The organism is Devosia oryzisoli (assembly GCF_014837245.1).
Lineage (GTDB): Bacteria > Pseudomonadota > Alphaproteobacteria > Rhizobiales > Devosiaceae > Devosia > Devosia oryzisoli.
Window position 1 is genome coordinate 437,824 of record NZ_JACYFU010000001.1, and the last position, 12,077, is coordinate 449,900.

Consider the following 12,077-nt stretch of genomic DNA (forward strand, 5'->3'; position numbering starts at 1 on the left):
AGAGCATTTCTCTAGCCGCACATTGCGGCGAAAACAATAAAGGCGGGCCTTCGCCCGCCTTTATCAGAAGTGGTCGTTGATTTCCTCTTAGCGCAGCAGCTGCAGGATCGACTGATCGGCCTGGCTGGCCAGGGACAGCGAGTTCTGCGACAGCTGCTGGCGCGTCTGGAGCGCGAGGAGGTTCGCGGCCTCCGTATTCATGTCGGCCAGGGTCAGGTTGCCTGCGCCGGTCTCCAATGTATTGATCATGGCCTCGGTGAAGGACTTGCGGTTCTGGACGATCGACAGGTTTGAGCCGAAGGTCGAGGCCTGCGAGCGCACGTCGTCCAGGGCCGTTTTCATGTCGGCAAGCAGCGCGTCGATGGTTACGTCGCTATCCAACTGCGATTCTTCCAGTTGGGTAGGCACACCGAGATTGAAGGCGTTGATGGTGTCGCCGTTCTCGGTTTGTATATCGATAGATGACGTGCCGGTTTCGTTGAAGGTGATGGTCAGCTTGTCGCCGCGCAACAGGTTGATGCCATTGAACGAGGCGTCGTCTGCAAGCTTGTCGAGCTGATCGCGCAGTTCGTTGAACTGATCGGCGAGGCCGGCGCGCACGGAGTTGCCCGCTATTTCGGCCTTGTTGGTTGAGCCGCCAGTCAGCTTTCCGCCCTGCACGGCGCCTTCGACTTCCAGCTTCTGCGTGCTCTGGTTTTCCAGGCGCAGCTTGCCGTTGTCGTTGGAGGCGCGAACCTTGCCTTCGAGAGCGGCGTTGCTGTTGATCGAAGACACCATCTCGTCGGCGGTCTTGGCGACCTGGGCGTCGGTACCAAAGCCCATGACTGTGTCACCGCCCGTCGCCGTGCCACCGGCCACTGTGATCGCATCGGCGTTCAGGCTGGTCAGCACCAATTTGCCGTCCTTGACGGCGGCGGTGATGCCGTTGTCCGCGGTTGCCGTAGCGGTATTGATCTTCGCGGCGATCATCTCGAGGGTGTCGCCGGTCGTCAGCGTGATGTCGGTCGTGGCGGTCGTGCCGTCGCTCACGGTGAACTGCTTGCCGTTGTCAGCAAGGACCACCTTGCCATCGACAAGGCCAACAGGCGTCGCGGTCTTTTCCGTCTTGTCGGCATTGACGACGACATCGCCAGCGACTGCGCCGCCGGAGATGGTGATGTCGGCCGATGCTGCGATCGATTTGTCGATTTCGTACGAGGCGGTCTGGAACGACTTGTCCTGGCGAGCCTGGCGCAGGGTCGACTGCATCGATTCCAGCGTCTTCGTCATGGCGGTGAGGCCATTGTCCGCAGCTTCAAGTGTCTGGATGCCGTTAGCCATCGAATCAATGAGCGACGCGAGGTCGCTAGACCGGTTGGTGAGACCCTTGGCAGTGAACCAATTGGAGGGATTGTCCAGAGCCGAGTTCACCTTATTGCCGGTGGCGAGACGATTCTGCGTCGTGGTCATCATGTCGGCAGTGCTCTTGAGCGACAGGAGGTTCGACCGAACGGCCTTTGAAAGAGAGATGTCCGCCATTTAATACAATCCTTGCCTCAGGCCGTTCCGGCCCCTTGTCGCAAGAATTAACCGGCTTTCCTTAAAGGGCCGTTAACCATGTGGGCTGACACGGCATAAACCATTCTTTGTCGGGCAAGTAAAAAGGGGCAGGCCTTTCGACCCGCCCCTCAACTCTCAATTGCTGATCGGCTTAACGGATGAGCTGCAGGATCGACTGGTCGGCCTGCGAAGCGAGCGACAGCGAATTCTGCGACAGGGACTGACGGGTTTGGAGAGCCAAAAGATTCGCAGCTTCCGTGTTCATGTCGGCCAGCGTCAGGTTGCCGGCGCCGGCTTCGAGGGTGTTGATCATCGATTCAGTAAAAGACTGACGGTTCTGAACGATCGAGAGGTTCGAACCGAATGATGACGCCTGCGAGCGGACGTCGTTCAGCGCGCTCTTGAGCTTGGTCAGTTCGGCGTCGATGGCATCGTCGCTATCCAGGTCGGAAGCTTCCAGTGTGGTGGAAACGCCCAAGTTGGACGAGTTGATGGTGTCGCCACCCTTTGTCTGTATCTCGATCGAGGAGGTGCCGGTTTCGTTGAAGGTGATCGCCAACTTGTCGCCGCGCAACAGGTTGATGCCATTGAACGAGGCGTCGTCTGCAAGCTTGTCGAGCTGATCGCGCAGTTCGTTGAACTGATCGGCGAGGCCGGCGCGCACGGAGTTGCCCGCTATTTCGGCCTTATTGGTTGAGCCGCCAGTCAGCTTTCCGCCCTGCACGGCGCCTTCGACTTCCAGCTTCTGCGTGCTCTGGTTTTCCAGGCGCAGCTTGCCGTTGTCGTTGGAGGCGCGAACCTTGCCTTCGAGAGCGGCGTTGCTGTTGATCGAAGACACCATCTCGTCGGCGGTCTTGGCGACCTGGGCGTCGGTACCAAAGCCCATGACTGTGTCACCGCCCGTCGTCGTGCCACCGGCCACTGTGATCGCATCGGCGTTCAGGCTGGTCAGCACCAATTTGCCGTCCTTGACGGCGGCGGTGATGCCGTTGTCCGCGGTTGCCGTAGCGGTATTGATCTTCGCGGCGATCATCTCGAGGGTGTCGCCGGTCGTCAGCGTGATGTCGGTCGTGGCGGTCGTGCCGTCGCTCACGGTGAACTGCTTGCCGTTGTCAGCAAGGACCACCTTGCCATCGACAAGGCCAACAGGCGTCGCGGTCTTTTCCGTCTTGTCGGCATTGACGACGACATCGCCAGCGACTGCGCCGCCGGAGATGGTGATGTCGGCCGATGCTGCGATCGATTTGTCGATTTCGTACGAGGCGGTCTGGAACGACTTGTCCTGGCGAGCCTGGCGCAGGGTCGACTGCATCGATTCCAGCGTCTTCGTCATGGCGGTGAGGCCATTGTCCGCAGCTTCAAGCGTCTTGACGCCGTTGGCCATGGAGTCCAGCAGGGCACCGAGGTCGCTGGCGCGATTGGTAAGGCCCTTGGCAGTGAACCAGCTGGAAGGATTGTCCAGAGCCGAGTTCACCTTATTGCCGGTGGCTAGACGATTCTGGGTGGAAGCCATCATGTCTGCGGTGCCTTTGAGGGACAGCAGGTTGGAACGGACGGCTTTGGAGAGGGAGATATCAGCCATTTGGCTTTGGTCCTTTTCTAGGATTACGCAAACTACAGCGCCTCTTCCTGAGGCAGGCCGATCCTCATCCGGCAGGCTATAAAGAAGGGTTAAGTGGGTGGTGAAACTTTGGGCAAAGTCGCACCCATTCACGCCATCAGAACCAACAAAAAAACCCCGCAACTGCGGGGCTCTCTGCCGTCACATGGATATGGGCGCTAAGTGTGCGTTAACTAGGCGATCAGGTCCTTGAGGCGCGCCTGGGATTCTTCGGGAATTTCGCTCGCGCCGATCCGGCGGATGAGCTCGTTCATCGACTGCGGGGTAGGGGGCAGAGCCCCGGCAATGACCGCCGCGGCAAAATCGGAGGAGCCACGGCGAGAAGGCGGTGGCGGTGCAGATGCAGTTTGCTCATCCTCAGAGCTCTGCCTTTGACGATTTCCCGTGTTGGCGGTGTCGGCCGCACGCTTGGTGCTGTCGGACAACAGGCTACGCTCGCCGGCCTGCGGGCGGTAGCGATAGTCAGTGAGGTTCGTCGTGCCGGGTGAGACCGGGTCCAGGGCCACAAAGCTCGCCATGGCGCACTCCCAAGATACACCAAATCCGCTGGTAGCCTAGCGTGAGGGTGTTCCCCGTTCGTGACTTCAACCGAACGCTTTTGATTAAAACCGTTCGGTTCAGGCTAGAGCGCCCGATTGATCGCAATTCCTCGCGCGGCCGCGTTCGGGTCCTGTGCTACGCGGCCCGCCGTTCCATACGTCTTGGCCCGGTCCTGCTGCCCCACTGTCTTCGCCACGTCGGTCAGCACGTCCTCCGTCACGGTTTTGGCCGTGGCCAGGACGCGCAGGTTCTCCGCCATCTGGGTGGCGAGCCGGTCGTGTCCGGTGCGCAGGTGCTCCAATGCCGCGGGCGCTTCGAGTGCCAGTCGTTGGTTCTGGCGCTGAATGGCGCGCGCCAAGGTTACGTAGTCCTGCGCCAGGCGCGTCTTGTCGGGGGTCAATTGCCCCGCCTGTCGCAGATGCCCGGCGCGCAGCAGCACCGTTTCCTGGTTCATCACGTCGACTAGGGCCGCGAGGGCGGTCTCGGCGCGTCCGCACAATTCAGTTGCGGGGAGAGAGTCGATTGCGGCGAGGCGCGCTGCTGCGGTCATTTCCCGTAAACTCCGGTACCGGGGATAAAAAGTGTCTTGCTGGTGTTTGCGGCTTCCTGGAGGGCGACCAGTTCGCCCATCAACTGGTCGGCAATGCCGAGCCCGCCGTGTTCCGCCATGGTGTTGGCCAGTTGCTCGGACTGCATGGAGCGCCATGTCTCTTCGCCAAAGCCGCCGCCGAAATTCGTGTCCTCGGACGATTTGATGCCGGCGAACATTTCCTTTGTGAGCGTATTGAGAAACACGCCCTCCATATCCTCCGCCTGCTGTCGCAGATGGGCCATCTGCTGCGGGGTGATGGAACTCGTCGTTGCGACCTGCATCACAGCACCTCGATCTCGGCCTGCAGGGCGCCTGTCGCCTTGATGGCCTGGAGAATGGCAATGAGGTCACGCGGCGAGATGCCGAGGGCGTTCAGCCCGTCCACCAGCTGCTGCAAGGTGACCGACTGGTTGAGCACCTGCAGCGCGCTATCGGTCTGGTTAACGTTGAGGTTGGTGCTCGGCTGGACGGCCGTCTGGCCCCCCGAAAGCGGCTCTGGCTGCACGATTTGCGGGTTTTCGGCAATGGTCACCGTCAGGTTCGACTGCGCCACGGCGACGCTCGACACCCGCACGTCCTGTCCCATGACGATGATACCAGAGTTTTCGTCGATGACGATCTTGGCGGGTTGATCCGTCTGCACGACAAGCTGTTCCACGTCGGTGAGAAGATCGACAATGTTGCCGTTGAAGTTCGCCGGCAGCGTCAGGCGCACTGTCGCCGGGTCTTCAGGGACTGCTGTGGGAGCACCGATGAAGTCGTTGACTGCCATGGCTATACGGCGGGCTGTCGTCAGGTCGGGGTTACGCAGCGCAAGGCGCAGCGAGTGTTGCGCCCCGAGCGAAAACTCGATCTCCCGCTCGATCAGTGCGCCCGATGAGATGCGTCCGGTGGTGGGAACGCCGGAGATGACCGTGGCCGCATCGCCTTCGGCCTTGAACCCATTGATGAGGACCGGACCTTGCGCGATGGCATAGACTTCGCCATCAGCACCGAGCAGCGGGGTCACAAGCAGGGTGCCGCCCTGTAGGCTGTCCGAGTCACCCAGCGCGGCCACCGAAACGTCGATCCGCGACCCTTGCGTGCCGAAGGGCGGAAGGTTGGCGGTGACCATGACGGCGGCAACGTTTGCCGTGCGGACATTTTCTCCGGCGGTGTTCACCCCAAGGCGCTCCAGCATCGACTGGAGCGACTGCTTGGTGAAGGGGGAATTGTTGAGACTGTCGCCCGTGCCATTGAGGCCAACGACCAGCCCATATCCGACGAGCTGGTTCTCGCGGATGCCCTCCATGTCGACGATGTCCTTGATGCGTGCCGGAGCGGCGATGGCCGGCGCCAGCGGGGCGGCGGACACTATCAAGCCGAGCAAGGTGCAGAAGGCGTAACGAACGATACGGTTGGGCATAGTGCTCCCCAGTGCGACGATCGCTTCACTCATGTCGCGACCTTCGCAAGGGGGGTTGCGAGAACCGTGCCAGTTTTCAGTTCGCCCGCAAGTGGCTGATAAGGAAGGATTATTGCGTGCGTGTCTGGTGGCGTCGGAGCGATTGCGGCGGTGGGTGCGCAATTCTTGCCGGGTCTGTTAACGCCGCGTTAACGGTGGTGGGCAGATTTTGCCGCAAGCCGCTTTGGGGAAGGTGAGTCACGCGCTGTGCGTATCGAAGGGCCAAATCGCAGTTCTGGTATCTCCAGCCGTGGCGCGGTCGGCAAGGCCGGCAGCGGCCCCGCCTTTGTGCCGGCCGGGACGGATGGACCAACTCGCCCCGCCGCGGCTGCACCAGCGGCGCCCGCGGCGGCACTCGATGCCATCCTTGCCCTTCAAGGCGTTGGAACATCCACTGAAGGGCGGCGACGGGCAGTGCGAAGGGGGCAAACGCTTCTGGACATGCTCGAGGAGATCAAGGCCGATCTCCTGATCGGCTCCGTCAATCCGAAGCGTTTGGATGCGCTTGTCGTGCAGTTGGGGGGCCTGCGCGAGAGGGGAGACGCGGGGCTGGATGCGCTCATCGACGACATCGAGCTGCGAGTGCGGGTTGAGCTTGCCAAGTTCGGCCGCTTCCCCGCCAGCTGACCTATTCCGCCCCGGCTTCATCAAAATGTTGTCAGCATTGGGCTAAAGACCCCACTCACCGGGGCTTGGCCGGGTTAATTACGTACACCGTGCGTGCTTGCTCGCTGGAGTGCAGGCGAATATATAGGCCGCCATGGGGCGCATTGGAGTTGAGTCTGCTGATGTCTTCGGTCGAAGTTACGGACTATCGTCCTTCTGAGGACGAGCCGTTCATGAACCCGCGTCAGCGGGAATATTTCCGCAACAAACTCCTCACCTGGAAGGACGAGATCCTGCGCGAAAGCCGCGTCACTCTCGAAAACCTGCAGGAAGAGAACCAAAACCATCCAGACATGGCCGACCGGGCGAGCTCGGAAAGCGACCGATCCCTGGAACTTCGCACCCGCGACCGGCAGCGCAAGCTGATTTCGAAGATCGACGCCGCGCTCAAGCGCATCGATGATGGTACCTACGGATATTGTGAGGAGACAGGCGATCCTATCGGCGTCGCCCGTCTCGATGCTCGTCCCACCGCCACGCTGAGCCTTGAAGCCCAGGAATTGCACGAGCGGCGCGAGAAGGTCTATCGCGACGAATAGGCTAATCTCTGGTCGGATGTAAAAAGCCCGCTCATGAGCGGGCTTTTCGTTTTCAAGCGTCGCCGACGCGGTCCCTGTTTCTGTCGTGCAGATCCTGCACTTCGGGTGTCATGACCTCGGCAAACTCGCTTATCTCAATGACGGGGCGAATTTCAATTTCGCTTGGGCCTGGCATGGGGTTGGGGCAGCGCTTGACCCACGCGACGGCCTCGTCCATGTCGCGCACTTCCCAGATCCAGTAGCCGGCCACCAGTTCCTTGGTTTCGCTGAATGGGCCATCGATGACGGAGCGGTCCGAGCCGCTGAAGGCGATCCGCTTGCCATATTTGCTGGCCTTGAGGCCATCGCCCCCCAGCATGATGCCGGCGTTGATGAGTTCCTCATTGTACCGGCCCATGGCTTCGAGCATTTCGGTGGTGGGCATGGCGCCCTGTTCACTATCGGCCGTGGCTTTGACGAATACGACGACGCGCATGATCGGTCTCCTCTGGCTGGGGCGACATCGCCCTGTGTTCAGCCGACGAGCCAGGAGGGTCGGCTTCGACATTTTCTGTCAGGGCAGATGCTCGACAGGCGATTAGCCTATCAGAACCCGAAGACGGTGGTTATGGCCGAACGGTTGCTGCCACGCTGGATGCATTCGGCGTTGGTGGCGGAACCGAACTGGAAGAGGCCACAGCTGTTGCCGTTGCCGCGCTGGCGGATCGTGCCGCTATGGCCATTGCCTTCCTGATAGATCAGCCCGCGGTTGTTGCGCCCGCCCTGGTCAATGCCGGCCGCGTTGCCGCTCCCGTTCTGGGAGACCGTGGCACCCTCGTTTGAGAGTCCCTGCACCAGCGAGAAGACCTGCAGCCCCAGGTTCAGCGCTTCAGCCTGTTGTGGGTTCGAGGGTGCGAACCCGAACGAGATCTGCCCGCCCGCCTGAGCCGGAACGGCCGAAAGGCCGATGGCTGCAACAGTGACAAAAGTGGCAATGGATTTGGCTAGGCGCATGATGATCTCCCTCGGTTCGATGATTGAACTCTAGGAGGGGGCGGCTGAACCTGCGGCGAAGCGTACGTTCAGTTGCCGTTCAGCTGCCGGGACCGGACAAAAGAAAGCCCCGGCCATGCCGGGGCTCTTCGTTGTGCAGACCAGTTAGGTGCGCGTGGTCCACGGAGCCGAGCAATCATAGCTGCGGCCGTCGATGGTAACGGTGAACTCGATACTGGTGCGGGCATCGCTGTTGATCGATACCTGGCCCAGCGTCGTCACCATACCGGGCTCGGCCCTAAACTGGCCGCCCTGGCGCACCGAGTTGTTGCTGCCGCCGCCACTGCTCTTGAGCGCAAAGCTGTAGCTGCCGGCGGCGGCCTTGTCGGTCTTGATAACGCCCTCAAGGGTGGCCATCCCGTTGGCAGTGTGGGCCATCACGCCACAACTGAGGCCATCCGGAGCGGCATTTGCAGTGGCCGCGAAGCCGGCCAGACCAAGTCCAAGCCCGGCGAGTGCGATAGGCAAGCTGTAGGGAAGCATCGGTTCTCTCCTTTCTGGAAGAACGCGGACCGGCTGGGCCGGTCCTGCCAGTCAGTTGCAGGCCTGCACGAAAGCGGTGACATTGCCCGAACCATGCTGCACGACGTTGGCATCGCAGCCGTTCCCGACCTGCACGCCTGCCACGATATTGCCGTTGCCGTCCTGGGTCACCACGGCATTGTGGTTGTCGCCGAACTGCCCAACGCCAGCCTGGTTGTCCCAGCCATCCTGAAAGATGTCGGTCGCGTTGTAATTGCCCTGCTGGCCGATGGCCGAGGTGTTACGGCCGCCCTTCTGCCGGCTGGTCGCCTTGTTCCACCAGCCGTACTGCTTGGTGGCGAACGTATGGTGCCAGCCGGTCTGCTTGCCGCCCACTTCGTTGCCGAAGCCGAACTGGTCGATCGAGATGCCGCCGGCAAAGCTGGGGGCGGCAGAGGCCGTGAGGACAGTGGCGGCAACAGCGGTCAGGATAAACTTGCGGATCATTTGGCGTCTCCTTGTGGCGGTCCCTCCGACCGCGTTTGATGGAGACTGTTCTAGACTGGCAAAACGGAACTGCTGCTGAAGCCCGGGTTCATCTGCCATTCAGGCAGAGGATTGCGGCTCTCTGATCCCAAACACCGTGCCGTTGATGTCTGCCGCATAGGCGACGCGGCCCTGGCCAGGAATGCTGTTTATGCTTCCCCGCCGGCTTCCCCCTGCAGCCTGGACAGCGTCCAGGGCTCCTTCGATGTCGTCCACCGAAAACCAGACGATCACCGGCTGTGTCTGATAGGCGCGGCTCATTACTGCGCCGAGCGGGCCGTCCGGGCCGCTCAGCAGCGTATAGTTCGAGACGAAAGGTGACGGTTCGGCGGTAAAACCGAAGACCTGCTCGTAGAACTTCGCGGTTTCGGCGACGTTCTGGCCAGTGATTTCAACATGGACGACGCCGGACATGCTCTCAGGCCCCGTAGCGCGAGCGCAGATGCGCCTTGAAGAACTCAGCGTTCAGCGGTTCTCCGGTCGCCCTTGTGATCAGGTCCGGCGTTGAGTAACGGGAAGCCTGCGACCACACCCGGTCCTGGCGCCAGCGATTGATGGCGGAGAAATCTCCCGAGCGAATCTGGTCGCTCATGTCAGGCAGGTCCTCGCGCATTTTGGCGCCAAGCTGCGCGGCAATCATGGCGCCGAGCGTGTAGCTCGGAAAATATCCGAACGAACCGGCCGGCCAATGGACGTCCTGCATAGGTCCATCCTTGGGATCGGTGAGGGTCGAGATGTTGAGATATTCCGTCATCTTGGCGTCCCAGGCCTCGGGAATCTGCGCGGCCTCGAGCGTGCCGGCGACCAGTTCCTGTTCCAGTTCGTAGCGCAGGATGACATGCAGGGGATAGGTGACCTCGTCGGCATCCACGCGGATATAGCCGCGCTCGACGAAGTTGACCTCGTTGAGAACGTCGGCCACGTCCCAGCCGGGTATTGCTTCCTCTCCCAAGTACTGATGCACCAGCGGCAGCATGAAATCCCAGAACTCGGGAGCCCGGGCCAGCTGCATCTCGACGAAGAGGCTCTGGCTTTCGTGCATGCCCATGCCCCGCGCCTTGCCCAATGGCCAGTGCGACCAGTCTTTCGGTAGACCCTGCTCATAAAGCGCGTGGCCCGTCTCGTGCAGCACGCCCATGAGCGAGCTGAGAAACTCATCGGTGCGATAGCGCGTCGTCATGCGCACGTCCGTCGGTACGCCGCCACAAAACGGGTGGTGGGAAACAGCCAGCGAGCCGTGAGTGAAATCGAAGCCTACCGCCCGCATGGCAGCAAGCCCGAGCTCGCGCTGCTTCTCGATAGGGTAGGGACCATTGAGAGACTTGCGCGGGTGCGTGGCCAGGCGCTGCTCCTGGCGCCCGAGCGCTTCGGGCAGAAAATCCTTGAGGAAACTCTTGAGGTCGGCGAACACGGGGTCGATGTCCGCCATCCTGTTGCCCGGATCATACTGATCCATCAGTGCGTCGTAAGGCGCGAGATCGAGGGCCTCTGCGCGCAACTGCGCTTCCTCACGGACCAGCGACACCACACCTTCGAGCGCCGGTAGGTAACTGTCCCAGTCGCCCTTGGCTTTAAGATCGCGCCACAATTGCTCGGAGCGCATGGTCGCGGATGTCTTGCGTTGCACGAACTCTGTCGGCAGGCACGTGGCGTTGATGTAGTTCCGTTCGAACTCTCCAACTGCCAGGCGCTGGTCTTCGTCCAGGTGTTCTGCTTTAGCGGTTTCGATCCAATCGCCGATTTCAGGCGCCGTTGCCTGGGCATGGTAGATGCCGGCCAGTTCCGACATGGCCTCTGCACGTTTCTCGCCGCCACCGACGGCCATATGGGTTGCCTCGTCGGCGCCCAGGATGGACAGGGCGTGCTCAATCGCATCGAGCTTTCGTGCGAGCGCATCAAGTTTTTCGAAGGACATGTCGGGCTCCGTGTGGTGCCCGAGGTTTTTCATACCGGCCCGCTTGCGGCAAGAGCCCGGGCTATTTGTTCACCCGCGTCGGGCCCAGCGCTGCACCGACGCCGGCTCCAAGCGCCGCCCCGAGGGCGATACCGACTGCGACATTGCTCAGAATGACACCGAAAGCGGTACCAATCGCGATGCCCATTGCGATCGCCAAACCAGAGCTCATGGTGGCCTCCCCAGTGTCCCGATAGGCGCGGAACCACGTGAACTTTCAGAAGGTTCCCTGCGGCGCTAGAAATTCTTGCCGACGGCAAAAGGGAAAGGCGCAGCTGGGGAAGCGGCGCCTTTGGGGAATTGTGTTGACCTTCTGTCGGAGGGGAAACCAAATCTTCTGATTTGGCGAGTGGCATGCCCGCCTTTGGGGACCGGTGGAGATGCCTGGGGATCAGAAGGGAAGAATGGCGTCCATCACCTGTTGGCCATACCGCGGCTGCTGAACGTCCGTGATCTGGCCCCGGCCACCGTATGAGATGCGCGCTTCTGCGATTTTGGTGGAGGGAATCGTGTTGTTGTTCTGGATGTCCGACGGTCGAACGATGCCGGCCACGAGCAGGTCGCGAACCTCGAAATTCACCCGCACTTCCTGCCGCCCCTCAATGACCAGGTTGCCGTTGGGCAAGACCTGCGTCACCACCGCCGCAACCGAGGTTTCTACGGCTTCGGAACGGTTGACCGAACCGTTGCCGGTGTCCTTGAGGCCGGAGGTGAGGTCTATGGTGGCTGATGGATCGAACGAACCCTGGGCCAGGTTCCCCACGGCCGCACCAAAAATGCCGCCCATGCCCGCCGAATTGGTGGAACTGCGGCCCCGCTGGCTCTGGTTGTTCAACTTGGCGCGGTCGTTGATCGTGACGAGCACGGTGAGAATATCACCGACGCGATGGGCGCGTTCGTCCTTGAAGAACCCCTTGGCGGATGTCCGATACAGCGAGTTCGGCTGATAGGTGTCGGCGATAGGCTCCGGCATCGGCATGCGTACAGGCTGGTAGCCGGCCACGGTGGTGGGGTCTTCAATGGCGGTCAGCGCCGGTGCGTTACCAACATTCGCGAGGCGATCCATGGTGTTGCAGGCGCCGAGGCTGGCGGCGAGGGTCAGAAGCGTTGCGATCTTGAAGAGCTTCATCGGATGGGTCCTT

The 12,077-nt window shown here is 61.4% G+C and carries 16 protein-coding genes; 2 read left to right on the top strand and 14 right to left on the bottom strand.

Annotated features, from left to right (window positions below):
- Positions 1-87 precede the first annotated feature (87 nt).
- The 6 genes from IC608_RS02130 to IC608_RS02155 form a co-directional block, all read right to left on the bottom strand.
- Positions 88-1,518 (bottom strand): flagellin N-terminal helical domain-containing protein, encoded by a 1,431-nt coding sequence (locus IC608_RS02130; protein WP_191772379.1) that lies wholly within the window; start codon positions 1,516-1,518, stop codon positions 88-90.
- Between the two features lie 172 nt (positions 1,519-1,690).
- On the bottom strand, positions 1,691-3,121 hold the full coding sequence (locus IC608_RS02135) for a flagellin N-terminal helical domain-containing protein (protein ID WP_191772380.1): 1,431 nt from the start codon (positions 3,119-3,121) through the stop codon (positions 1,691-1,693).
- A 212-nt stretch (positions 3,122-3,333) separates the two neighbouring features.
- Positions 3,334-3,678, bottom strand: coding sequence for a hypothetical protein (locus tag IC608_RS02140; protein ID WP_191772381.1), 345 nt, complete (start codon positions 3,676-3,678; stop codon positions 3,334-3,336).
- Between the two features lie 104 nt (positions 3,679-3,782).
- Positions 3,783-4,250, bottom strand: coding sequence for a hypothetical protein (locus IC608_RS02145; RefSeq protein WP_191772382.1), 468 nt, complete (start codon positions 4,248-4,250; stop codon positions 3,783-3,785).
- Positions 4,247-4,573, bottom strand: a complete 327-nt coding sequence (locus IC608_RS02150) for a rod-binding protein (protein ID WP_191772383.1) — start codon at positions 4,571-4,573, stop codon at positions 4,247-4,249. Before IC608_RS02150 ends, IC608_RS02145 begins: the two co-directional genes overlap by 4 nt.
- A complete protein-coding gene (locus IC608_RS02155; RefSeq protein WP_191773746.1) occupies positions 4,573-5,697 on the bottom strand; it encodes a flagellar basal body P-ring protein FlgI in 1,125 nt (374 codons plus the stop codon). The genes IC608_RS02150 and IC608_RS02155 overlap by 1 nt, the downstream gene beginning before the upstream one ends.
- Before the next feature lie 246 nt (positions 5,698-5,943).
- Between IC608_RS02155 and IC608_RS02160 the strand changes: the two genes are divergently transcribed.
- On the top strand, positions 5,944-6,363 hold the full coding sequence (locus IC608_RS02160; RefSeq protein ID WP_191772384.1) for a flagellar assembly protein FliX: 420 nt from the start codon (positions 5,944-5,946) through the stop codon (positions 6,361-6,363).
- A gap of 161 nt (positions 6,364-6,524) precedes the next feature.
- Positions 6,525-6,941, top strand: coding sequence for an RNA polymerase-binding protein DksA (dksA, locus tag IC608_RS02165; RefSeq protein ID WP_191772385.1), 417 nt, complete (start codon positions 6,525-6,527; stop codon positions 6,939-6,941).
- A gap of 52 nt (positions 6,942-6,993) precedes the next feature.
- Here the strand turns inward: dksA and IC608_RS02170 are convergent, their stop codons facing one another.
- The 8 genes from IC608_RS02170 to flgH form a co-directional block, all read right to left on the bottom strand.
- Complete coding sequence (locus IC608_RS02170; protein ID WP_191772386.1) at positions 6,994-7,416, bottom strand: YciI family protein; 423 nt, start codon at positions 7,414-7,416, stop codon at positions 6,994-6,996.
- 110 nt (positions 7,417-7,526) lie between these two features.
- Positions 7,527-7,934 (bottom strand): curlin, encoded by a 408-nt coding sequence (locus tag IC608_RS02175; RefSeq protein ID WP_191772387.1) that lies wholly within the window; start codon positions 7,932-7,934, stop codon positions 7,527-7,529.
- A gap of 144 nt (positions 7,935-8,078) precedes the next feature.
- Positions 8,079-8,456: a curli-like amyloid fiber formation chaperone CsgH gene (gene csgH, locus IC608_RS02180; protein ID WP_191772388.1), complete on the bottom strand. Its 378-nt coding sequence runs from the start codon at positions 8,454-8,456 to the stop codon at positions 8,079-8,081.
- 51 nt (positions 8,457-8,507) lie between these two features.
- Complete coding sequence (locus IC608_RS02185) at positions 8,508-8,942, bottom strand: curlin (RefSeq protein ID WP_191772389.1); 435 nt, start codon at positions 8,940-8,942, stop codon at positions 8,508-8,510.
- A 99-nt stretch (positions 8,943-9,041) separates the two neighbouring features.
- Entirely contained in the window at positions 9,042-9,395 is a 354-nt protein-coding gene (locus tag IC608_RS02190) for a VOC family protein (RefSeq protein WP_191772390.1), read from the bottom strand.
- A gap of 4 nt (positions 9,396-9,399) precedes the next feature.
- Entirely contained in the window at positions 9,400-10,896 is a 1,497-nt protein-coding gene (locus IC608_RS02195) for a carboxypeptidase M32 (protein ID WP_191772391.1), read from the bottom strand.
- A gap of 61 nt (positions 10,897-10,957) precedes the next feature.
- A complete protein-coding gene (locus tag IC608_RS02200) occupies positions 10,958-11,107 on the bottom strand; it encodes a glycine zipper domain-containing protein (protein WP_191772392.1) in 150 nt (49 codons plus the stop codon).
- Between the two features lie 219 nt (positions 11,108-11,326).
- Positions 11,327-12,064, bottom strand: coding sequence for a flagellar basal body L-ring protein FlgH (gene flgH, locus IC608_RS02205; RefSeq protein WP_191772393.1), 738 nt, complete (start codon positions 12,062-12,064; stop codon positions 11,327-11,329).
- Positions 12,065-12,077 lie beyond the last annotated feature (13 nt).

Bases quoted from the DNA above. Each gene is read 5' to 3' on its own strand.
- IC608_RS02195 (WP_191772391.1), bottom strand. From the start codon at position 10,896: ATGTCCTTCGAAAAACTTGATGCGCTCGCACGAAAGCTCGATGCGATT.
- flgH (WP_191772393.1), bottom strand. From the start codon at position 12,064: ATGAAGCTCTTCAAGATCGCAACGCTTCTGACCCTCGCCGCCAGCCTC.
- IC608_RS02130 (WP_191772379.1), bottom strand. From the start codon at position 1,518: ATGGCGGACATCTCTCTTTCAAAGGCCGTTCGGTCGAACCTCCTGTCG.
- IC608_RS02155 (WP_191773746.1), bottom strand. From the start codon at position 5,697: ATGCCCAACCGTATCGTTCGTTACGCCTTCTGCACCTTGCTCGGCTTG.
- csgH (WP_191772388.1), bottom strand. From the start codon at position 8,456: ATGCTTCCCTACAGCTTGCCTATCGCACTCGCCGGGCTTGGACTTGGT.
- IC608_RS02150 (WP_191772383.1), bottom strand. From the start codon at position 4,573: ATGCAGGTCGCAACGACGAGTTCCATCACCCCGCAGCAGATGGCCCAT.
- IC608_RS02190 (WP_191772390.1), bottom strand. From the start codon at position 9,395: ATGTCCGGCGTCGTCCATGTTGAAATCACTGGCCAGAACGTCGCCGAA.
- IC608_RS02200 (WP_191772392.1), bottom strand. From the start codon at position 11,107: ATGAGCTCTGGTTTGGCGATCGCAATGGGCATCGCGATTGGTACCGCT.
- IC608_RS02145 (WP_191772382.1), bottom strand. From the start codon at position 4,250: ATGACCGCAGCAGCGCGCCTCGCCGCAATCGACTCTCTCCCCGCAACT.
- dksA (WP_191772385.1), top strand. From the start codon at position 6,525: ATGTCTTCGGTCGAAGTTACGGACTATCGTCCTTCTGAGGACGAGCCG.
- IC608_RS02135 (WP_191772380.1), bottom strand. From the start codon at position 3,121: ATGGCTGATATCTCCCTCTCCAAAGCCGTCCGTTCCAACCTGCTGTCC.
- IC608_RS02175 (WP_191772387.1), bottom strand. From the start codon at position 7,934: ATGCGCCTAGCCAAATCCATTGCCACTTTTGTCACTGTTGCAGCCATC.
- IC608_RS02140 (WP_191772381.1), bottom strand. From the start codon at position 3,678: ATGGCGAGCTTTGTGGCCCTGGACCCGGTCTCACCCGGCACGACGAAC.
- IC608_RS02185 (WP_191772389.1), bottom strand. From the start codon at position 8,942: ATGATCCGCAAGTTTATCCTGACCGCTGTTGCCGCCACTGTCCTCACG.
- IC608_RS02170 (WP_191772386.1), bottom strand. From the start codon at position 7,416: ATGCGCGTCGTCGTATTCGTCAAAGCCACGGCCGATAGTGAACAGGGC.